The sequence below is a fragment of the Ornithinimicrobium pratense genome (assembly GCF_008843165.1).
In the GTDB taxonomy this organism is placed as follows: Bacteria; Actinomycetota; Actinomycetes; order Actinomycetales; family Dermatophilaceae; genus Ornithinicoccus; species Ornithinicoccus pratensis.
Map to the genome: position 1 here is coordinate 3453091 of NZ_CP044427.1, position 20684 is coordinate 3473774.

At 68.6% G+C, this 20684-nt stretch carries 23 protein-coding genes; 14 read left to right on the forward strand and 9 right to left on the reverse strand.

What is annotated here, in order from left to right:
- Positions 1 to 24 precede the first annotated feature (24 nt).
- The 3 genes from FY030_RS15855 to FY030_RS15860 are packed head-to-tail and all read left to right on the forward strand — an operon-like array spanning position 25 to position 1304.
- Positions 25 to 507 (forward strand): MerR family transcriptional regulator, encoded by a 483-nt coding sequence (locus FY030_RS15855; RefSeq protein ID WP_158062480.1) that lies wholly within the window; start codon positions 25 to 27, stop codon positions 505 to 507.
- A gap of 60 nt (positions 508 to 567) precedes the next feature.
- Entirely contained in the window at positions 568 to 753 is a 186-nt protein-coding gene (locus FY030_RS17240) for a hypothetical protein (protein ID WP_337692464.1), read from the forward strand.
- On the forward strand, positions 672 to 1304 hold the full coding sequence (locus tag FY030_RS15860; RefSeq protein ID WP_337692465.1) for a class I SAM-dependent methyltransferase: 633 nt from the start codon (positions 672 to 674) through the stop codon (positions 1302 to 1304). The genes FY030_RS17240 and FY030_RS15860 overlap by 82 nt, the downstream gene beginning before the upstream one ends.
- A gap of 61 nt (positions 1305 to 1365) precedes the next feature.
- Here the strand turns inward: FY030_RS15860 and FY030_RS15865 are convergent, their stop codons facing one another.
- A complete protein-coding gene (locus tag FY030_RS15865; protein ID WP_158062481.1) occupies positions 1366 to 1719 on the reverse strand; it encodes a VOC family protein in 354 nt (117 codons plus the stop codon).
- A 64-nt stretch (positions 1720 to 1783) separates the two neighbouring features.
- Positions 1784 to 4144, reverse strand: coding sequence for a hypothetical protein (locus tag FY030_RS15870; protein ID WP_158062482.1), 2361 nt, complete (start codon positions 4142 to 4144; stop codon positions 1784 to 1786).
- A gap of 195 nt (positions 4145 to 4339) precedes the next feature.
- Here FY030_RS15870 and FY030_RS15875 point away from each other — a divergent pair, with 195 nt between their 5' ends.
- The 6 genes from FY030_RS15875 (at position 4340) to FY030_RS15900 (ending at position 8889) form a co-directional block, all read left to right on the forward strand.
- Positions 4340 to 5164 carry an alpha/beta hydrolase gene (locus FY030_RS15875; RefSeq protein WP_158062483.1) on the forward strand — a complete coding sequence of 275 codons (825 nt, stop codon included), beginning with the start codon at positions 4340 to 4342 and terminating at the stop codon, positions 5162 to 5164.
- Positions 5161 to 6144 carry an ATP-binding cassette domain-containing protein gene (locus FY030_RS15880; protein WP_158062484.1) on the forward strand — a complete coding sequence of 328 codons (984 nt, stop codon included), beginning with the start codon at positions 5161 to 5163 and terminating at the stop codon, positions 6142 to 6144. Before FY030_RS15875 ends, FY030_RS15880 begins: the two co-directional genes overlap by 4 nt.
- Entirely contained in the window at positions 6141 to 6980 is an 840-nt protein-coding gene (locus FY030_RS15885) for an ABC transporter permease (RefSeq protein WP_158062485.1), read from the forward strand. The genes FY030_RS15880 and FY030_RS15885 overlap by 4 nt, the downstream gene beginning before the upstream one ends.
- A gap of 115 nt (positions 6981 to 7095) precedes the next feature.
- A complete protein-coding gene (locus FY030_RS15890) occupies positions 7096 to 7866 on the forward strand; it encodes a HEAT repeat domain-containing protein (RefSeq protein WP_158062486.1) in 771 nt (256 codons plus the stop codon).
- Positions 7867 to 8187: 321 nt separating this feature from the next.
- On the forward strand, positions 8188 to 8643 hold the full coding sequence (locus tag FY030_RS15895) for a hypothetical protein (RefSeq protein WP_158062487.1): 456 nt from the start codon (positions 8188 to 8190) through the stop codon (positions 8641 to 8643).
- A gap of 3 nt (positions 8644 to 8646) precedes the next feature.
- Positions 8647 to 8889, forward strand: coding sequence for a helix-turn-helix domain-containing protein (locus FY030_RS15900; protein ID WP_158062488.1), 243 nt, complete (start codon positions 8647 to 8649; stop codon positions 8887 to 8889).
- Positions 8890 to 8989: 100 nt separating this feature from the next.
- On the opposite strand, the gene FY030_RS15905 is transcribed toward FY030_RS15900, so the two are convergent.
- The 3 genes from FY030_RS15905 to FY030_RS15915 form a co-directional block, all read right to left on the reverse strand.
- Positions 8990 to 9463: a GNAT family N-acetyltransferase gene (locus FY030_RS15905; protein WP_158062489.1), complete on the reverse strand. Its 474-nt coding sequence runs from the start codon at positions 9461 to 9463 to the stop codon at positions 8990 to 8992.
- 160 nt (positions 9464 to 9623) lie between these two features.
- Complete coding sequence (locus FY030_RS16980; RefSeq protein ID WP_337692502.1) at positions 9624 to 10028, reverse strand: phosphotransferase; 405 nt, start codon at positions 10026 to 10028, stop codon at positions 9624 to 9626.
- 533 nt (positions 10029 to 10561) lie between these two features.
- Positions 10562 to 11011: a VOC family protein gene (locus FY030_RS15915; RefSeq protein WP_158062490.1), complete on the reverse strand. Its 450-nt coding sequence runs from the start codon at positions 11009 to 11011 to the stop codon at positions 10562 to 10564.
- A gap of 201 nt (positions 11012 to 11212) precedes the next feature.
- Between FY030_RS15915 and argS the strand changes: the two genes are divergently transcribed.
- Positions 11213 to 12943 (forward strand): arginine--tRNA ligase, encoded by a 1731-nt coding sequence (gene argS, locus FY030_RS15920; RefSeq protein WP_158062491.1) that lies wholly within the window; start codon positions 11213 to 11215, stop codon positions 12941 to 12943.
- A 621-nt stretch (positions 12944 to 13564) separates the two neighbouring features.
- Here argS and FY030_RS15925 read toward each other — a convergent pair.
- The gene (locus FY030_RS15925; RefSeq protein WP_238348465.1) at positions 13565 to 14095 is read right to left on the reverse strand and encodes a MarR family winged helix-turn-helix transcriptional regulator; all 531 of its coding nucleotides are present in this window, start codon (positions 14093 to 14095) and stop codon (positions 13565 to 13567) included.
- Positions 14096 to 14197: 102 nt separating this feature from the next.
- Here FY030_RS15925 and FY030_RS15930 point away from each other — a divergent pair, with 102 nt between their 5' ends.
- Complete coding sequence (locus FY030_RS15930; protein WP_158062492.1) at positions 14198 to 15094, forward strand: EamA family transporter; 897 nt, start codon at positions 14198 to 14200, stop codon at positions 15092 to 15094.
- A complete protein-coding gene (locus FY030_RS16485) occupies positions 15091 to 15231 on the forward strand; it encodes an NAD-dependent epimerase/dehydratase family protein (RefSeq protein ID WP_192498652.1) in 141 nt (46 codons plus the stop codon). The genes FY030_RS15930 and FY030_RS16485 overlap by 4 nt, the downstream gene beginning before the upstream one ends.
- A 96-nt stretch (positions 15232 to 15327) precedes the next feature.
- On the opposite strand, the gene FY030_RS15935 is transcribed toward FY030_RS16485, so the two are convergent.
- Both FY030_RS15935 and FY030_RS15940 read right to left on the reverse strand, forming a co-directional pair.
- Positions 15328 to 16362, reverse strand: coding sequence for a phosphotransferase enzyme family protein (locus tag FY030_RS15935; RefSeq protein WP_158062493.1), 1035 nt, complete (start codon positions 16360 to 16362; stop codon positions 15328 to 15330).
- Positions 16363 to 16743: 381 nt separating this feature from the next.
- Complete coding sequence (locus tag FY030_RS15940; protein WP_192498653.1) at positions 16744 to 17346, reverse strand: GNAT family N-acetyltransferase; 603 nt, start codon at positions 17344 to 17346, stop codon at positions 16744 to 16746.
- Positions 17347 to 17704: 358 nt separating this feature from the next.
- On the opposite strand from FY030_RS15940, the gene FY030_RS15945 reads away from it, so the two are divergent.
- Both FY030_RS15945 and FY030_RS15950 read left to right on the forward strand, forming a co-directional pair.
- A complete protein-coding gene (locus FY030_RS15945; RefSeq protein WP_158062495.1) occupies positions 17705 to 18892 on the forward strand; it encodes an integrase core domain-containing protein in 1188 nt (395 codons plus the stop codon).
- 21 nt (positions 18893 to 18913) lie between these two features.
- Positions 18914 to 19216: a hypothetical protein gene (locus tag FY030_RS15950; protein WP_158062496.1), complete on the forward strand. Its 303-nt coding sequence runs from the start codon at positions 18914 to 18916 to the stop codon at positions 19214 to 19216.
- A gap of 89 nt (positions 19217 to 19305) precedes the next feature.
- On the opposite strand, the gene FY030_RS15955 is transcribed toward FY030_RS15950, so the two are convergent.
- Positions 19306 to 20553, reverse strand: a complete 1248-nt coding sequence (locus tag FY030_RS15955; RefSeq protein ID WP_158062497.1) for an IS256 family transposase — start codon at positions 20551 to 20553, stop codon at positions 19306 to 19308.
- Between the last annotated feature and the right edge of the window lie 131 nt (positions 20554 to 20684).

Consider the following 20684-nt stretch of genomic DNA (forward strand, 5'->3'; position numbering starts at 1 on the left):
CCGATGCTGTACCTTCAGGTTGACATGAAGGCAAGCCCAACGTCAGATACTTCGGCCCCAGGCGGCGCGACCTGGAGCATCGGTGAGCTGGCCGGCAGGCTCGGGCTGGCCACCCACGTGCTGCGCCACTGGGAGGACGTCGGCCTGCTCTCACCGCGGCGCGACGGCTCCGGCTATCGGCGCTACAGCCGGGAGGACCTGGTGCGAGTGCTCACCATCCGCAGCAGCCAGGCCGCTGGGATGAGCCTGGACCAGGTCCGTGCCCTGCTCGACGTCGACTCCGCCGCCCGCCACGAGGTGCTCCAGGCGCATCTCGCCACGCTGGAGGAGCAGCGCCGGGAGCTGGAGCGCTCCCGGCTGATGACCGAGCACGCGCTGCGCTGCCAGGCCCATGACATCGCCCAGTGCCCACGCTTCGCGTCCTATGTGCAGGACCTGGTCGACGGGGTGGTGAGCCCGGACGCCGCGGTGCCCGTGGTGCCCGTGGTGCCGCCACGGCGCCCGTAGCCAGCCGCTAGGGTCGGGCGTGACCAGGCTGCATACCGTCCGGGGCACAGAGAGAACGGCATGACCGACTACGACGACTTCGCCCGGGCCTACTCCAACGCGAACGAGACCAACCTGCTCAACGCCTGGTACGAGCGACCGGCAATGCTCGAGCTGGGGGGGACGTGGACGGCCGCCGCGTCCTCGACGCCGGCTGCGGGTCTGGTCCCCTCGCCGCCGCCCTGCGCGAGCGGGGTGCCCTCGTGAGCGCCTTCGACCTGAGTCCCGGCATGGTCACCCTGGCCCGTGAACGCCTCGGGGACGACGTGGACGTCCAGGTCGCCGACCTCGGTGAGCGCCTCCCCTACGACGATGACTCCTTCGACGTCATCGTCTGCTCCCTGGCGCTGCACTACCTGGAGGACTGGGCTGCACCGCTGGCCGAGCTGCGGCGCGTCCTGCGGCCGGGCGGGCGGCTCATCATCTCGGTGCCGCACCCGTTCGTGTACCTGTTCAACTACCAGGACCGTGACTACTTCGCGCTGACGCAATACTCCGAGGAGTTCGAGTTCGGGGAGCAGAGCGCCGTGCTGACCTACTGGCACCGTCCGCTGCACGCGATGACCGACGCTTTCACCCAGGCGGGCTTGCACATCCTGACGGTGAGCGAGCCACCGTGGTCGCCCGATACGCCAGCGGAGTTGCTGCCGCCCAAGGCCAGCGAGCGGTCCGCCTTCGTCTGCTTCCTCTTCTTCGCCCTGCAGGCGCCCCTGAGCCCAGGACGGGCGCGACCGGCTCTCAGCCCGACGTCGAGATAGCCCTGCAGGCTGGTCGGCGCCGGCGCCGGATCTGCGGTCCGCGTTTCTGGAGCCCCTGCCGTCAGAAGTCGGGGCCGGAGACGCAGAACTCGTTGCCCTGCGGGTCGGCCAGGGTCACCCAGCGGAAGCTCTCGCCCCCGCGACGGGCCACCAGGCTGGCGCCGGCGGCCAGCAGTCGCTCGACCTCGGCATCGAGGTCTGGCGCGGTCAGGTCCAGATGTAGGCGGTTCTTGCCCGGCGTCACCTCATCCACCTTCTGGAAGGCCAGCCGCACCGGCAGCGTGCCCCCGATGAGCATCACGAACCCTCCGTCGTAGCTGTCGTGCACCTCCGCCCCCGTCTGCTCTGCCCACCAGCTCGCCAGGGCGCGCGCGTCGGTCGTGTCGGTCGTCACCATGCCCAATGTCAGTGCCATGGGGTCAACCTAGACCCGGTTGCGACCGGGCTGCAGCCGCTCTCCGGAAGCGGCGGTCGTGGGGTCAGGGGGACAACCACGAGGGGTCACCCGTCTGGACCTGGAGGGAGAAATCCTCGTAGTCCTCCACGACCACGGTGAGCTCGATCGTGGATCGCGGGGTTAAGAAGTGGGCGACCGAGACCACTGAGGTGACCGGTTGCACCGTCCAGCTGGACCACCAGCCATCGGAGGCCCAGAGACCGTCGGCGGGTTGGCCGTCGACCAGGAACCGGATCCGTCCCTTGCCCTCCGTCGTGGCCTGCACCGCAACCTCGCCACCTGGCTCGACACTCACCGTCACCTGGCCGTCCTGGAGGTCCTGGGGCCCGATGGTCGTCACCGTCTCGTACCCCACCATGTGTGATTGGGAGTGCGGATCGGTGGGGGGTGAGCCCGCTGGCCAGATGTCCGCCGGGACGACGGCGGCGGAGAAGTCGAACTCCTCGTAGGGGACCGGGGTGTAGGCGAGGATGCTGGTGGCGGGGTGGCCGACGGCAGCAGGAACAGCCACCGTCAGCGGCCCGGGACCGGGCGGCAACTGCGCGAACTCCGGCCGCCGCAATTCCAGCAGCGCGCCGGCCAGGGCACGCTGCGGCCAGAAGGGCACTGCCTCGCCGCCCCGGCTGAGCCTGCCCTCGCCCCAGGAGGACCAGCCGGTCGGATCCGGCTCACGCACGGCCAGGATCACCGTCTCCTCGGGCAACGGGCCGGAGTCATCCAGCGTCAGCTCCCGCACGTGCCCATCCGCGGGCACCTCCCACTGACCGACCATGCGGTGGCCGGTGACGAACAATGGTGCGTCCGGCGTCGCCAGCGCAACCACCGGTGCGGTGTCGACCGCGGCAGGCAGGGCGTCGGTGACCACGACCTGCAGGTGGTCATCGACGTTCTCGGTCACGACTTCGACCGTGACCGTGCGGCGCTCGCCTGCTCCTGGGGTGAGCTGGCTCGGGAGAGTGAAGGTCCGCACCGCATCCGGGGCGGGGACGAGCCACCGACCGTCCCGGACGTCGGCCTGCTGGGTGGACCAGTCGGCGTAGTCCCGCGGCTCGGGCATCATGACCTGGGCGGCGTCCGAGGGCTCCTCCAGCTGGGCCTCCAGGAGCGCCATCACCGCCGCCACGTCGCCGTCATCCGTCGCCGGCACCCCGTCGACGTTCACCGCGATGCCGCCGGTCCGTCCGGCCCAGACCCGAATCGTGCTCCCGTGCCCGACGGAGAACGACTGCACCGCGCGCCAATTGTGGTGCATGCCCGGCCCGCCCTCCGACAGGTCGAGCTCGACCGCGCCGTCGTCGACGGGTGGTCCCTCGGTCAGGTCACCCCGCGGCATCGGGATGAGATGGCTTTCCGTCTCCTGGTAGACGCCCAGGGTCGCGACCCCGTCCCCGGGCATGTCACCGCTGAGCTCCAGCATTCCCTGCCCGCTGGGCGGGAGCGCAACCACCTGGGTGACGGGCGGTGAACCCTCCCTGCCCGCGCACGGCAGCGTGATCTCGACACCGTCAACCCTCAGGGTCCCGGCGGGGACCTTGAGGTGGTCGTCCTCGGTGGGCGGCATGTCGCACCAGAGGACGCCGAAGGCCGCGAAGGCGAACTCGGGCGCGGTCGGCAGGCTGACCAAGGTGTCGCGTCGGCCCTTGTCCAGGGTGACCGTCTCCCGCAGGTGCACACCGTTCACCGACCGCGGCGGGTCACCATCCTCGTCCAGCAGCCAGCCGGCCTCGGTGAGGTCCGTGTGGCCGGTCGTCGTCAGCGTCTCGGGGTGCTCCGCCCCGGCGCCCTGCCCGCCTTCGTCGCCCCGGTCTTCGGCCTGCACGAGGCCGACAGCCAGTGCCACGGCCAGCACGGCCGCGATCAACGGTCCGCGTCCACGCCACCGGGTGGGCGCCAGGCCGCTGTCGGGCGTCGCGCCCAGGACGGCCTCCTCCAGCTCCTGCCCGGCGAGGGCGTGCTGGTCGGCCACGGCCACGAGAGCGAAGTCGAGCCCCGGCACGGACGGGACCAACGTGGCGACCTTGCTCCTCGACACTCCCACGGCCCTGGCGGTGGGCTCGGCGTCCCAACCCTCCACCAGCTGCAGAGCAGCGGCGGCCCTTGCGCGGGGGCGGAGGTGGCGGAGCACGTCGCCGGCATCACCGTCGGTGGCCCGGACCCCCTCCTGTCGCCGGGGAGCAGAGCGTAGGTAGTTCCGGACCAGATCTGTCTTCACCCGGTCGGGCGACACCGGAGACACCGGGTCGTGGTGCGCGAGGGTGCGAGCCGTGAGCGACGTCGCGAGCACCTCTGCACCGGTGAGCATCGCCGCCAGCCGGTGCAGGTCGGCGCCGTGGGCACGGACCAGCTCCCTCAGCTCGGCACTCCCCCGCGACGGCGTCGTCATCACCACATCATGCCTGGGCCACGTTGCCACCGTGCCGACGGCACACTTTCACCAGGCGGCTGGCCGCCGGGTTGGAGATCTCCTGGAGCCTTGCCGGGTGGCGCGCGAGGGACGACCCGACGGGGGCTACCCCCACCTAGTTTCTCCGGGTGGCCGTCTGTCCGGGGACCCCGTGACTGCGGAATCGTGAACGTCATGCACGAAAACCGCTTCACCTACCCCGGGGCCGGGGCAGAGCAGCTGCGCTACGGCGAGCGACATGTCGACGGGCACCAGCTGCTGGCCTGCGATCCCCCGGGTGGGGCACGCATCGTGGAGGCGCTCGGCGACGTCGTCGCTGCCGACCACATCGCCGTTCTCGTGCCGGGCAACGGCCACCACCAGGGCAACTACTTCACCGAGCGCGGACCCGTCGCCCCCCGGGCACGCGGCCAGCTCCTGCTACGCACGATGCAGGACCTCGCCCCCGGGAGCCGCGCGGCGGTCGTGGTGTGGGTGGGCTACCACGCACCGCCCGGGCTGGCCTCAGCCGTGTCCAACGCCCCCGCTGTCAGCGGTGCCCCCGACCTGGCCCGGTTCACCGACTACCTTCCCCGGTCCGCCCACCTGACGCTGGTCGGGCACAGCTACGGCAGCACGGTCTGCGGTCTGGCCCTCACCCATGCACGCGTCCAGGACTGCGTGGCGCTGGGGAGTCCCGGTATGGGCGTGCGGCGGCGCGCACAGCTCGGCGGCGCCCGCCTGTGGGCAGCCCAGGCCCCGACAGACTGGATCCGGCACTTCCCGCAGGTCCGGGTAGGCCGTTTCGGGCTCGGTCGCTCCCCCCTGCACCCCGAGCTGGGCGCCACCCGCATCGGCACCGGCGATGTCGCCGGCCACTGCGGTTACTACACCGAGGGCAGCGAGTCGCTGCGCAACGTCGCTCGGATCGCCCTGGCCCGTTACGACGAGGTGACCCCGCCCGGGGACGCCGGGGCCACGCGGCATACCGCCAGCATGCCGGAACTGGCAAGAGCATGATCACCGACGGCAGCGAGCAGCAGGACGTGGCTATCCGCGCCGAGGCGGTCCGCAAGCACTATCCCGGCCGGGGCCCCGCGCTGGACGGCTTCGACCTCATGGTCGCCTCCGCCACGGTGCACGGACTGCTGGGTCCCAACGGGGCCGGCAAGACCACCGCCGTACGGATCCTGGCCACGCTGGCGCGCCTTGATTCCGGGCGTGCTCGGGTCGCCGGCCACGACGTGACCACGGACCCCGCCGGCGTGCGCGCCCGCATCGGCCTGGCGGGACAGCACACTGCTGTCGATGAGGTCCTGAGCGGTCGTCAGAACCTCGAGATGTTCGCCCGCCTGCACCGGATGCGGGCCGGCGCGGCGCGGCTGCGGGCCGCTGCGCTCCTGGAGCGCTTCGACCTCCAGGCCGCCGCCGACCGACCAGCGGGCCACTACTCCGGCGGCATGCGCCGGCGGCTCGACCTGGCCGTCAGCCTCATCCGCAGCCCGGAGGTGCTCTTCCTGGATGAGCCGACCACCGGCCTGGACCCGCGCAGCCGGAGCGAGGTGTGGAGTGCGGTCCGCGAGCTGGCGGCAGCCGGCACCACGGTGCTGCTCACCACCCAGTACCTCGAGGAGGCCGACCGGCTGTGCACGCGGATCTCGCTGATGGAGCGGGGTCGGGTCGTGGCCGAGGGCTCGCCCGCCGAGCTCAAATCGCGGGTCGGCGGGAGCCGGGTCGAGATCGTGGTGCCCCCGGGCAGGGACCTGCTGGGCGTCACCGGGGCGGTCTCCGCCGTCTTGGGCGGAGCGCCCGAGGTCGACCCGGTGGGGCGCCGGATCTCGTTCCCGCTGCACGGCGGTGCCGAGGCGCTCATCCGTCTGGCGCACGCAGTGGGCGAGATCGGGCTGGATCCGGCCGATGTGTCGCTGCGCCGCCCCGACCTCGACGAGGTCTTCCTCCACCTGACCGACATACCGGACCTGCAAGGAGTGGGACGATGAGCGCCCCGACGCTGGAGAGCCTCCCCCGGACCCGCCTTTCCGACCTGGGTTGGGCGGCTGCCGACACCTGGGTGGTGGCCCGGCGGCACCTGCTGCGCCTGGTGCGTCGGCCCGACGAGCTGCTGGGCACGCTGCTGATCCCGGTCATGGCTGTGCTGATGTTCGGCTTTGTCTTCGGTGACGCCTTGGGGGCGGCCATGGCCGTGCCCGGTGGTGAGTACCGTGACTTCCTGCTTCCGGGGCTGTTCGCCCTGACTATGGCCTTCGGGATCGGCAACACCACCATCGCGGTGGCGGCCGACGTCCGCGGCGGCGTGCTGGACCGGATGCGCTCGCTGCCGATGTCCAACGTGGCGCTGCTCACCGGCCGGTCGCTGGCGGATCTCGTGACGGCCCTGGTCGAGCTGACGATCCTGATGGCGCTGGGGATGATGCTGGGCTGGCAGTGGCACGGCAGCCTCGCCGCGGCGCTCGCCGCCGTCGGCCTGCTGCTGCTCCTGCGCCTGGCACTGTCCTGGGTCGGCATCCTGCTGGGCCTGCTGGTCAGCGGCCCGGAGGCGGCGATGAAGTACTTCGCGCTGATCTTTCCGTTAGCGATGGTCGCGGACACCATCGTGCCCACGTCCCTGATGCCGGAATGGCTCGCCGGGGCGGCCGAGTGGAATCCCCTCTCTGCCACCGTGACCGCGATCCGGGGCCTCTTCGGGGGTCCCAACGCAGCGTCCACCTCCTGGGTCGCCGAGCACTCGGTGGCGATGGCCGTCGCCTGGCCGCTGGCGATCACCACGGCCGGCGTGCTCCTGGCCCTGGCCCGGCTGCGGCGCCTGGGGCGGTGAGGGTCGGCCTGAGGGCACGCAGGCCGTGAGCCGCTCGCGCCGATGGGGCGCTGCGGCAGCAGCGGCTGCCCAGCGGCTTGACCCTCCCGTTCCGTGAGCCCTTAGCGTCCAACGCATGGACACACGAGGCACATCCAAGGCCGAGACGACGCTGCCGACTGCGCTTGCGGCGTTGGTCCACCCGGACAAGGACGTGCGCCAGCAGGCGGCTGTGGGACTGGGGGAACGGGCTGACCCACGGCTTGCGCCCGCCATCGCCCAGCTGTTGTGGCGCGAGAGCGACTTCTTCGTCCGGGAGACCCTGACGTGGGTGCTAACACGCACTCCCGCCACCGCGACCGAGGCCGCGACTGCGGCGTTGGCCGACCCCGACGCTTCGGTGCGTCTGCAGGCTTTGCACGTGCTCAGCAAGATCGCCGATCCTGATTCCGCTGCGGTGGTGGCTGCCCAGCTCGAGGACCACGACCCGGGGGTGGTGGACAAGGCACGGTGGGCCCTCGCGCGGATCGGTGACCCCTCGGTCATCCCGTTGCTGGTCGACCGGCTCGGGCAGACGGACCTGGCGGGGCGGGACGCGATGACCACCACGCTGGCCCAGTTCGGCGCAGCCGCGGTCCCCTCACTCGTGTCTGCCTTGGGCGATGAGGATCCCAGCGTCCGGGCGCACGCCGCGGACGTGCTGTGCTTCATCGGCGCCCCGGGGGCAGTGCCGGCGATCACTGCGCTGGTCGGTCTCCTGGGAGATGACCACCCGGATGTGCGGATGTCGGCCACGCTCGCGCTACGTGAGCTGGTCGACCACCCGAGCGTCAGGAGCGCTCTGCAGCACGCGGCAGCCACTCATGACGATGCTCGGGTGCGTGCTATCGCCAGTGCCAGCATCTGAGGCTCCCGCGATGCTCTGGCTGGGCTGTTGTCGCGCGCTCGACACCGACCTGCCTCGGTGCTAGTGTGCCGATATTCGATGTATCGATAAGCAATACATCAGTGGCAGGGGAACATCACGACAAGCACCGAACAGACGAGCTCGAAGACGCTGCTAGGTCGCGCTGCGTTGATCATCATCAGCGTCCTAACTCTCCTGGGCTCCGCCTTCACCTTTGTGCTGCTGGCACTCCACGTGCACAGCCTGCGGACGAACCCGGGATCCCAGCTTCGACTGGTTGGGCTCGGAGAGGACCAGGCTGACGGAATTCTGCCGCCAGGCATGCAGTACGACACGGCGACCATGACGGTGGGGGTCGACGTGGTGGCGCATGGGGTCGACCACGCGTTCCTCACCTGGCAGATCTGGGCGTGGGCCAGCCGATATGGGGTGGCCATCGTCCTGCTGTTGTCGGTGGTCTACCTGTGCTGGCGGCTGTGGCGTGGAACGCTGGGCCTGGGTCAAACGATGTCCTGGTGGGCAGCAGGTTTAGGGGCGCTTGCGCTTGCGGTCGCGGTACTGGCTCCCTGGGCGCTCATCTCCGCCGACCAACTCGTGGCCCAGGCTGTCGCCGCCCCCACCGATCCGCAGCACGGCGACCCGTGGTTCGTGGTGCCCGGCTGGTCCATCCAAGACACCGACTGGTGGCTCGCCCTGTTCGCCGCACTGCTGTTCCTCCTAGCGCTGCTGCTACGCCGGGCTCAACGGGCCGAACGTGACACCCAGGGCCTGATCTAGGTGATGGCGCGACGCACACAGGCGGTTCCTCCATCGGAGGTGACATGCCACCTCGATGAACTGCTGGCCGACCGCGGAATGACCTTGGCTGACCTGGCCAAGCAGGTAGACATCACCTACGCGAACCTGTCGGTGCTCAAGAACAACCGCGGCCGCGCGATCCGCTTCTCCACCCTCGCCGCAATCTGCCGAGCTCTGAACTGCTCGGTCGGTGAACTCCTCGAGGTACTCCCAGACGGGGGATAGGCCACTTGCGCCCAGCGGCAGAGTCGATCGGTGTGCGGAGTTCGCGCCGACGTTAGACGCTCGGCATGGGCGGGCAGCTCTGGGGCAGAACCCAGCGTGACTACAGGGGGAGTTTGAATCCTTCGTGGGTGGGTTGGTAGCCAAGGTGTTCGTAGAAGCGGTGAGCGTCGGCTCGCTGCTTGTCGCTGGTCAGTTGAGCAAGCGTGGCGCCTCGCCGGCGTCCGTACGCGTGGGCCCAGACGAACATCGCTGTTCCTACTCCGGTGCCGCGGGCGCTTGGCGTGAGGCGGACCGCGTCGATGTGTAGCCGTTTGGCGCCCTCTCGGGACAGGCTCGGGATGAGCGTGAGCTGCAGGGTGGCCACGATCAGGTCCTCCTCGTCGCAGATGACGGCGAGGAACTGGTTGGGGTCGTCGTCGATCTCGGCGAAGGCCTGTTCGTAGGCGCTCAAGTCGGCCCTTTCGCGGTCGGCGCCGAGGATGTCGTCGGCCAGCAGCACGGCTAGCGCTGGGATGTCGCGAATGGTGGCACGCCGTACGGTGTACCGCCGACCACTCACCTGGAGGTGTTCCATCGGGCCAGCATGACAAGGGTGACGCGACGACCCACGACGAGGTCCAGTGTCGGGTCCGGGTCCCTCCAAGCTTGCGTGACAGTTGCGTGCGACCGCGCTCCTGGCGACTGGACCGTGGCAAGCAGAGATCCCCCCACGGCGGCACAAGGGGTAGCTGGAGCTAGAGGGCGCTCTGGATGGCAGCAGACTGTCTGGCCAGCCAGTGTCTGGCTCGGGGCAGCTTGTCTTTCACGCCCTCGTCCCACCACCGGCGGAAGACAGGGTCAACCTCGGCGGCAGCCTGCGCCGTGAGAGCGAAGTTGGCCACCATCCGATTCGCCAACGGAATCACTTGGGCCCGCTGGCCCGCCGTCATTCCGTAGGCGTCGGCGAAAGCGCGCACCCGGGTGGGAATGTGTGCCTTGACCAGCGAGGAAGCCCGGTCCTCAGGATCGACAAGGGGTGCCCACCAGTAGAGCGCGTTGGCGAGGTCGGCGACACGCGTGGTCGGCCGGGCAAGGTCGAAGTCGATCAACGCCTTCGGGCGTGAGTCGGCGAACACAACGTTGCCGGGGCAGTAGTCCATGTGCGACACGAGCTCCGCCTTGTCGATCCTCCGCCTTGTCGATCAGGGGGACCACCCCGGCAGGCCGTCTTCCAGGAGTTCCGCCCCAGGTCGCACCAGTTGGCGGGAGCCAACCGTCTGCCGCTTCGTGCAGCCGACGAATGAGCGCCCCCAGTGCCTCTAGCGCGTCTACCGTCGTCGCGTAGGCAGGTAACGGCTCGACCGGCACGTCACCAGCCACGTAGGAGAGGATCTCCCGTCCTTGTGCGTCATACCCCAGCGGCTCGGGACACTCGGTGAATCCCCGACTGCGCACGTGCGCAAGATACGCCTGGATGGTGGCCGTGAACGGCCGCACCGGACGGCGCACGGTCTGCCCAACCCGGACCACGTGGGTGACACCCTCGCTAGCCAGCGTCTGCTCGACATCCTCGGTCACCCCAGAACCGTAGTACCGGTACGGCGCCTGCGACTGAGAGCGGGTGCGCAGTCATCGGCGAAGTCGAGATGTCACGACCATGCTGGTTTTGCCCTGGAGCTTAAGTGGCAGGGGTCTACCGTCCGGCTGCTGGTCCGTCGTCGAGCGATAGTTCCTGGGGAGACTCCGGGTCGGTGAGTTCGACGGTCTGTCCGTCAGGGTCTTGGACGACGAAGGACCAGTACCCAACCCAGAATGGCTCCGGCCTCAGCGCGGGCACACCGGCGGCTTTGAGCCTGGTCACGGCCGACCCGAAGGCAACGGGTGGGAGTGCAATGGAAATGGACCTGACCTGTTCGGTTGTGGGCGCATTGGGCAGCTGGCCGTGGCCCCAACCGGGTTGGAAGGCCCAGCCCATGGGCCGCTCAAGCGAGTCGACAAACCGGAACGACAGTTGCACACAATCGTGTCGAAACGCGATGTCCTCGGGTTCATCCCAGATCAGGTCCAAGCCTACGAGTTCGCCATAGAACTTTCGCGTGGCGGCGATGTCCGTGCAGTACTCGTAGGCAAACCAGGTGGCCATGACGTCAACCGTATCTGCATTTCGACCGGTGAGAATCGGACAACGTGCGCGTCTAGCGGCCAGCCTTCCACGATCAGAGTCTCCCGACAGGAGTTGCGCAAGGTAGCGCCTGACGGCAGACGAGTGCCTGTGGAACGGGTCCGCGCGGCGGTCTTGCCACCGGCCAGGGCATCGATGGCTGCTGGCATTAGGTTGTGGCCCATGTCGCTTCAGTCGGAACTAGCTCCGCTTGTCTCTGCCGCTATCGAGGCCGCGCTCGGTGCGGAGTTCACCGGAGCTGACCCCGTGCTGCGGCCCAGCCAGTTCTCAGACATCCAGGTCAACGCTGCTCTTGGCCTCGCCAAGCGCGTTGGCAGGGCACCGCGCGACATCGCCGCGGACATCGTGGGGCATTTAGCCACGGACGGGACGTTCGCGCAGGTCGAGATCAGCGGGCCGGGCTTCATCAACCTCACTCTTGCCGGCGACTGGATCAGCAACCAGGTGAGTGCCATGGCCGCGGACGACCGCCTGGGCGTACCGCGACAGGATACGCAGCAGGTCCCGATCGACTACTCCGCGCCGAACGTGGCGAAAGAGATGCACGTCGGCCACCTGCGCACCACGGTGGTCGGCGACGCGCTTGCCCGCACGCTGGAGCACCTGGGGCACCACGTCATCCGGCAGAACCACATCGGTGACTGGGGCACGCCGTTCGGCATGCTGCTCGAGCGCCTGCTGGAGGTCGGTGAGGCCAGTGAAGAAGCACGGCTCCTGGAGAGCGACCCCAATGCCTTCTACCAGGCTGCCCGCGCCCGGTTCGAGTCCGACGACGACTTCGCGACCCGTTCCCGTGCCAGGGTCGTCTCGCTCCAGGCCGGGGATCCCGAGACGCTGCGGCTGTGGGGCGGCTTGGTGGAACTGTCCAAGCACTACTTCAACCGGATCTATGGCGCCCTGCGCGTGACGTTGACCGACGCCGACCTGGCCGGTGAGTCCACCTATAACGATGACCTGGCGGCGATCTGTGCAGAGCTGGAGGCGGCCGGGATCGCCACGGTGAGCGACGGCGCCCTGTGCGTATTCCTTGAGGGTTACTCCGGTCGCGACGGTAAACCGGTGCCGCTGATCATCCGCAAGTCCGACGGTGGCTACGGGTATGCCACGACCGACCTGGCCACGGTCCGGCACCGCGTGCGGGACCTGGCCGCCGACCGCATCCTGTATGTCATCGGCGCCCCACAGGCACTGCACCTGAACATGGTGTGGGACACGGCCCGGCTGGCCGGCTGGCTACCGCAATCGGTCGAGGTCGTCCATGTCCAGATCGGCAACGTACTGGGCAAGGACCGCAAGATCCTGCGCACACGCTCCGGCGCTCCGCTACGGCTAATGGCACTGCTGGAAGAGGCTGTTGGGGCGGCGCGAGCGGTCATCGACGAGGCCCGGCCGGACCTGCCGGAGGAGACCCGCGCGGCGATCGCCCCGCAGATCGGCATCGGGGCGGTGAAGTATGCCGACCTGTCGGTCGCGCACGACAGTGAGTACGTCTTCGACCTGGACAGGATGACCGCGCTCACCGGAAACACGGGACCCTATCTGCAGTATGCCGCCGCCCGGGTGCGTTCCATCTTCCGCGCCGCCGGTATGGGTCCTGAGCAGGCACGAGGCCGGATCGTGGTCAGTGAGCCGGCCGAGCGGGAGCTTGCCCTGGAGCTCATCGAGTTCGGTGAGGTGGTCGCACACGTGGGCACGGCGCTCGAGCCGCACCGGCTGTGCAGTCATCTGTTCCAAGTAGCGCAGGCGTTCTCGGCGTTCTACGAGAACTGCCCGGTGCTCAAGGCCGCTGGCCCGCAAGTGCAGGGCTCACGCCTGGCGCTGTGCGCCGTGACGCTCGACGTGCTCGTCACCGGGCTGGGGCTGTTGGGCATCGACTCACCCGAGGTGATGTGACGGGGCTCCCAAGCTGGAGATGGGTGGAGCGCGCCAACTCGGCCTCCAGGACCGTCGGATCGAACTGCATCCACCTCGACCATGCCTTCGACAACAGCAGTTGGCGCGCCAGCCTCCCAGCCTCAACCGTTGGCACGAACTCAACCAGGGGCTCGGTCGGTCGACGTCCTGCTGTCCTCCCCGTCATGGCCACAGCATGTCACCGGCCGCAGAGACAGCCCCGGAGCGAACTAGGTCACCCGCACCGGGTGTCGAGGTGTATTGAAGAGTGCACAGCCTGAGCGGGCAACCCTGCACGGTCCCGGTTGGACACCTTGGCCGTGCAACTAGGCACCTGGTTAGCGGTGTGTCTGACGGAGGCAGGCAGGGCGGCTCCCCAGGTCACCGGCCCAACACGCAGTCCGAGTGGACCCCGCAGGTGGAGCGCTACTGCACCAACCGTCGCTGTGGGTAGGCGCGACCGGCGATCAGGGCACCGTTAAGGCAAGCCCTCGCCAACGCGGGGGAGCTGTTCCTGAGCACCTTCCACGAGTGATGGCATCCGGCCGAAGCGCGATCACGCCACTCGCGTCGCAGCAGCGGTCCTCTCGACCGGTGCCGCCCTCGGGGCCGGTCTGCGCCTCAGTCTCGGTGATGGGACTTTGACCCGCTCGTGCGGCTGCTGTCCCCGGATCCTGCGAGGAGCCGCTCGAGGAGACCGGCGAGCTGGGTTTGCTCCTGGGGTGTGAGCGGGGCGAGGAGCCGGCGCTCGTTCTCCAGGTGTCCTTCGACGACCTGCTCGACCAGGGCAAGTCCGTCCTTGGTGAGCGCGACGAGCACGTTGCGCCGATTGTGTGGATCGGTGCGTCGCCGCAGCAGGCCCTTGGTCTCCAGGCGGCTGAGCCGGTTGGTGATGGCCGCGGAGCTGACCATGGTGCTCTCCGCGAGCTCTCCCGGGGTGAGCGTGAACGGTGCCCCGGAGCGTCGCAGCGTCGCCAGGACGTCGAACTCGCCCGGCTGAAGGCCGTGTCCGGTGAAGTAGGCGCGGGTCGCACGGCCGGCCAGCTCGTTGGCCCGGGAGATCCGGCCCACGACACCCATCGGTGCAACGTCGAGGTCTGGGCGCACCTCGCGCCACTGCTGCAAGTAGTCACTGACCCGGTCCGCTCCCACCACCATCACCTTTCGATCTCGAACTATTTGACTTGTGAAGGTACCACGTCGTACCTTCGTTTGAGGTCGAAGCCTTTGACATCAAAAGATCGGTGGTACGGCATGGCAGCTCAGAGCTCGTGGGGCCTGGTGGCCTCGACGGCCTTCGCGCCGGCGGTGTGGGGCACGACCTATGTGGTCACGACCCTGTACCTGCCGCCGGAGCACCCGCTGTGGTCCGGTCTGCTGCGGGCACTCCCTGCTGGGCTGCTCGCGTTGACCATCGGCCGCTCGCTGCCGCGGGGTGCGTGGTGGTGGAAGGCGTTCGTGCTGGGTGCCTTGAACATCGGGGTGTTTTTCCCCCTACTGTTCCTGGCCGCCTACCTGCTACCCGGGGGCGTGGCAGCGATCTTCGGCGCGAGTACCCCGCTGATCGTCGCAGCACTCGCGCTTCCCCTGCTGCGCGAACGCCCTACCCGCTGGCGCCTGGCCTGGGGCGCGCTCGGGGTGCTGGGCGTAGCTCTGATGGTCCTGGGCCCGGACGCGGCACTCAGCCCCACGGGCGTGCTCGCCGGGATCGCCGCCACCTTGTGCATGGCACTGGGAACAGTACTGAGCAAGCGCTGGGGCAGACCCGTCGGGCCGGTGGCCTACGCCGGGTGGCAGCTCACCGCCGGCGGCCTGGTCATCGCCCCTGTCGCGGTCCTCCTCGAAGGACCGCCGCCGGCCCTCGACGTCAGTGCCGTAGCCGGCTACGCCTGGCTCGGCCTGGTGGGTGCAGCGCTGGCCTACACCCTGTGGTTTCGGGGTGTGGGCCAGATGCCAACCGGAGCGGTCGCGTTCCTGCCGCTGATCTCCCCGCTGGTCGCCACCGTCCTGGGATGGGCGGTCCTAGGCGAAGCGCTCACCCCACTCCAAGGCACCGGCTTTGTCCTCGCCCTGCTGGCTGTCGCCTGCGCGCAGCAAACCCCCTCACGCGTGACCAACCGCCGGCTCGCACCCAGGGAGAGTGTCGGATGAAGATCCTCATCATCGGAGCTACTGGCGATGCCGGCTCGCGCATCCTCGCCGAGGCGTTGCGGCGCCGGCACGACGTCATTGTCGCGGCTCGGCGCCCGCCCCAAGGCCGTACCGCCCCGCTGACGGCGGTTGAGTGATGTCACGAGCACGCTCGTCCTGCACGACGTGGCCCCCGGCTCCCGGGTCGGAGAGACCCCGTCGCGGGCGCGCCATCGACAACGCCCGCCACGGTTCTACGGGAGCGGGTACCGGTCGGGCGTGGCCAGTGCGAGATCGAGGAGCTGGGGGCCTTGGCGGGTGTCCACCCAGGCAGCGTCGTCGTTGTCCTCCAGTACCCAGGTGCCTTCCTCCCAGAGCATGTGGTCGATGGCAAGGGGCCACAGCTCACGTTCTCGCTGGGTCAGGGTGACATGCCGGAGGTAGGCGGTGGCGAAGCGTCCCCACTCGGTGGAGGTGAGCAGCCGCGCCGGGGCGGTGGGGCACTCGTTGTGGAACAGGACGAGCGCCAAGGCGAGGTCGAGGATTCGCGGTTCGACTCCACCGTTGTCCGGGTCGACCAGCACCGGCTCCGTGTCAACAAAGACTAGGTTGCTGGCCTTGTAGTCGCTGGTGACTCCTGCTCGGGGCAGTGGGGCGGCGTTGTCGGCGTCCCGGAGCCCGGGCAGCGCGGTCGTCCACCAGCGCTCTGCCAAAGCACGGACAGAGTTCGTCGCACTCTGCGCACGGTCTCCGGCGTGGCGCGCCAGGACTTCGCCCAGTGTCTCAAGGTCGCTGTCGACGTCCTCGCGGACGGTGTCAGGCCACTCGTAGGGGCGCAGGCCAGCCTCGAGTTGGGGCGTCAGGGATACGGCGTGAATGCGGCCCAAGAGGTCGCCAGCAGCCTCGATGTCACCGAGGGAACCGTTGTAGGGGCGGCCTTCAACGAAGGGGTACACCACCCACCATGATGTGTCGGCTTCTTCATCGGTGGCCGCCGGGGACACCTCGATCTGCTGGGGATTGGAAGTGTCAAGTTCCGTCGGAGTGACGACGGTGATTCCTGCGTCCGCCAGTGTGCGAGTCCAACTGGCCATGGCGTCGGCGCGTTGCTGGCTACTTGCGGTCCGCTTGACGACCACGGGAGTGCCGTCGTGCGTCAGAGCTTGGTGGACGTTCGCCCACGGAGACAGCGAGTTCTCATCGACAGAGCGAAGGTCGAAGCTGCGGCGGAGCTGGGCAGATGTCGGTGCGTTCACAAGACGACAGTCAACGGCAGCAATGGACGTCACGGCCAATCAATAAGAGCGCACAGCGAGGCGATGGGCCCGTAGGCCAGACATCTGCAGGCGATCTCGGCGCCGAGATACGCCGCGGGTCCTTCCAGCGTCGCCGCCGGCGGGGGTCCGAAGGTAGCCGTCCGGACTCCCCGACCCCTCGGCGCAGCGCCGGGGCCTGGGAGGCTCGCAGCACGGTGAGGACGCGGGAAGGGTGCCCTCATATAGATCAACGTATATGCATCATAGGAATGCCGCTTTTGTCGAGATGCAGCGAAGACTGCACGCCCGGTTCGGTGAACCTTGCACGATCAGGAACCGCGGCGGGGGTTGTGCAAAGTAGGACCGCGGGCGGCAAGGGCGCGTCCGGCGGCGTCTTGCATGGCAGTCGTTGATCTAGCGCGTCGTGAGCCTGAAGGAGATGAAACCTGGTTCGCGGTTGAGCCGATCAGAGGTGTGTGGGGATGACGTCTCCATCGTAGGGGTCGGTCGTGGCTCGATATGTGGTGTGCCACCAGACTTCTCCGTGGTCGGCTCGAAGCCTGTGAAGCCAGCCCGGGCTACAACAGCCTCCGAGGCGCGGTTGCCCGGTTTGATCCGAGCGAAGATGTGCCGAAAGCCGGCTCGCAGTGCAGCGTCACTCAGCGTGACCAGCGCCGCAGCTGCCCATCCACGACCACGGTGACGGGGATGGATTAGGTACGACACATCACTGGCGGCCTCCGCCGGGGCGAGGTCGTGCAGGTATGCGGACCCCACGACGGTGTCGGAGTCGGGCAGGGTCACCGCGTAGTGAAACGCGGTCCCCGCCGCGCGAGACCCAGCGGCTCGCCGCACGAACTTAGCCGCCCGGGCCGCGTCGTATGGTTGCGGAACGTCTATGTACTGCACGGACAACGGATCGCCATAGATCGCCGTCAACGCCGTGATGTCCTCCGCGCGCCACGGCCGCAACACCACGGTGCTCGCAATGATCACGGGTTCCGGCTCGATCCGCACGACTCCACCGTAGTAAGCAGTTGGCAACCCACACTCAACGACGCCCCGAAGCTTGAAGTGTGCAAGATCCTCCGCACACGGTCGAGCGATCTCCCCCGCAGCTGTCAAGATGCGGTGAACCTTGCACAATCCGCCCGCCTCCTTTGATAACCAGCTCCTTGTCGCAGGGCCGTGAAAAGTTGGGCAGCGCGCGACGCATGCGCCGTACGTCCCGAGCCCACGGTCAAGTCCCGGGTAGTGGTGTAGCGCTGCGCTCCTTGTGAAGTCTCAGGACTTCGTGGACGGTTCTGTCTCAGGACATCGTGGACAGTCGGTCTCATGACATCGTGGCCACTTCACCTGAGTGTTCGCTTTCTGTATGGACTTCAACCACGTGCCCGCGGACGTGCGGTGGGCGATCGCGAACTGGCCCGAGGACGCCGAGCGAGGCGCGGTGACGCTCTTCTGCGAACGGCACGAGATCAGCCGGGCGGTGTTCTACAAGATCCGCCGCCAGGCGCGCGAGTTAGGCCCGGTCGGGGCCTGCGAACCAGGCTCTCGGCGTCCGCACCACAGCCCGTCACGCACGGACGAGAGGGTGATCGAGCACGCTCTGGCGGTGCGGTCCTGGCTGGTCGAGCAGGGCCTTGATGCAGGCCCCCTCTCGGTGCGCGCGAGGATGCTCCGCCAAGGGTTGAACCCGCCCTCACGGGCGACCCTGGCCCGGGCGTTCGCTGCTGCCGGAGCCTCGAAGCCTGAGCCGCGCAAGCGGCCGCGGGCGGCGAACCGCCGGTTCGTTTATCCGGCGCCGAACTGCTGCTGGCAGATCGATGCGTTCGCATGGTCCCTCGCCGACGGCACGTCGATCGCGATCCATCAGGTCATCGACGACCACTCCCGCATGGCGCTCGGGTCCCTGGCCGCCGGCGGGGAGACGGCCAAGGCGGCCGTGCAGGTCGTCTCTACGGCTGTCCGGCGCTGGGGAGTCCCGCAACGGCTGCTCTCGGACAACGGGCTCGCGTTCAACCCCACCCGCCGCGGGTTCACCGGCAAGCTCGTGGACTACCTGACCGGCCTGGGAGTCAAGCCGATCACCGGCAAGCCAGACCGGCCCACGACGCAGGGCAAGAACGAGCGGTTCCACCAGACGCTGCAGAAGTGGCTCAACGCGAGACCGCCGGCCAAGACGATCACCGCACTACAGGCGCTGATCGATGAGTTCGACCAGTACTACAACCACGAGCGCGCCCACCAAGGGCTCGATGGCCTCACACCGGCTGAGGCATGGGCTGCCACTGCGCCTGCACCGGAACCGGCGGCCGAACCGCGCATGCCGCCGATCCCATCCTCGGCGAGCACGCCCACGTCTATCCGCAGCAGGGCAGCTCTGGCCCTGCACCCGGCTGAGGGGGACGCGACGTTGAAGGTCAAACAGAACGGGCAGATCAAGGTGCTCAGCTGCCTGCTCTATGTCGCCACCAGCCGTGCCGGGCAGCAGGTGCACGTCATCTGGAACCAGAGCACCGTCGAGATCTTCACCCACGACGGCGAGCACCTCATCGCCTAACCGCGCCCCGCGACCACCGGCATGTACTACGGGCCGCGCAGCGCCCGCCAGGGCACACCGATGAAGACTGCCGCACAGAACCCCTCAGCTGGCACCGTCGGCACCGCGCAGCGCACCGTCTCCAAAGGCGGGTACGTCGGCATTCTCGCCTGCAAGTTCTACGCCGGATACAAACGCCAAGGCGAGCAAGTGACGATCACCTGGGACGCCACCACCGTGGCCATCAGCGACCCGGCTGGAAAGACGATCGCCACCTACGACAAGCCGACCCGTCGCCGCGGCTGGCACGGCCCCACCGAGAGGCGATCGTCCACGAAGTCATGAGACACACCTGCGTCCACGATGTCCTGAGACACATCCGTGCACGATGAACTGAGACATCACATAGCGCTGCGCTCCTTCGATGATGGGGGTCAGGCGGTGAGTGCGGGTAGTTGGTCAGCTCCGATCTCTGGGTTGGTGGTGGGCACGATGTTGAGGCGGCAGCGGGCCAGGACCTCGAGTCCGAGGTAGCGGCGCCCTTCGGCCCATTCGTCGGTCTGCTCGGCAAGGACGGCGCCGACGAGGCGGACGATCGCGGCCCGGTTGGGGAAGATCCCGACGGCATCGGTACGGCGGCGGATCTCCTTGTTGAGACGCTCCGCAGGGTTGTTGGACCAGATCTGGGTCCACACGTCCTTTGGGAAGGCGGTGAAGGCCAGGATGTCCTCACGCGCTTCGCCGAGGTGCTCGGCCACGACGGGCAGCTTGTCGGTGACGTAGTCGATGAGCCGGTCGAACTGGGCGTGCACGGCGGGGGCGTCGGGCTGGTCGTACACCGAGTGCAGCATCGCCTTGACCGCTGGCCACATCGACTTCGGTGTCACGGACATCAGGTTGGCGGCGTAGTGGGTGCGGCAGCGTTGCCAGGACGTGCCGGGCAGGTTCGCCGCGATCGCCTCGACCAGCCCGGCGTGCGCGTCGGAGGTCACCAGCCGCACGCCGGACAGGCCGCGGGCGACGAGGTCGGCGAAGAACTCGTTCCACGCCGTGCCTGTCTCTGCCGTGGCCACGCGCATCCCGAGGACCTCGCGGTGCCCATCGCCGTTGACGCCGGTCGCGAGCAGGACGACGGCGTTGATGACGCGCCCGCCCTCGCGGACCTTCATCGTGAGCGCGTCGGCGGCCACGAACGTGAACGGGCCGGCTTCGCCGAGAGGGCGGTGGCGGAAGTCCTCGACGAGCTGGTCCAGGTCGGCGGCCATGCGGGAGACCTGGGACTTGGACAACGAGTCGATGCCGAGGGTCTTGACGAGCTTGTCCATCCGCCGGGTGGAGACCCCGGCGAGGTAGCAGTCAGCCACGACGGTGATCAGCGCGGACTCCGCGCGTTTGCGCCGCTCGAGGAGCCACTCGGGGAAGTAGGTACCCTTGCGCAGCTTGGGGACCGCGACATCCAGGGTCCCGACCCGGGTGTCCAGGGGCCGGTGCCGGTAGCCGTTGCGCTGGGCGAGGCGGTCGGGGCTCGTACGTCCGTACTCGGCGCCGACGACAGCATCGGCGTCCGCGGACAGCAGGGTGTTGATGATCGACTGCAGCAGGTGCCGCATCAGATCCGGGCTCGCCTCGGCCAGGGCTTCGCCGAGCAGGCCGGCAGGGTCGACAATGTGAGGTGCGGTCATCGTGTGACTCCGTTCGAGGGTGCTGTGAGAGGTTCACTCGAAGGATCACGCGGTGGCCGCGTCCTCGTCCGACGTACACGCCGAGGACGCTGTCGACGACCGCGCTACACCACTATGCGGGACTCAACTGA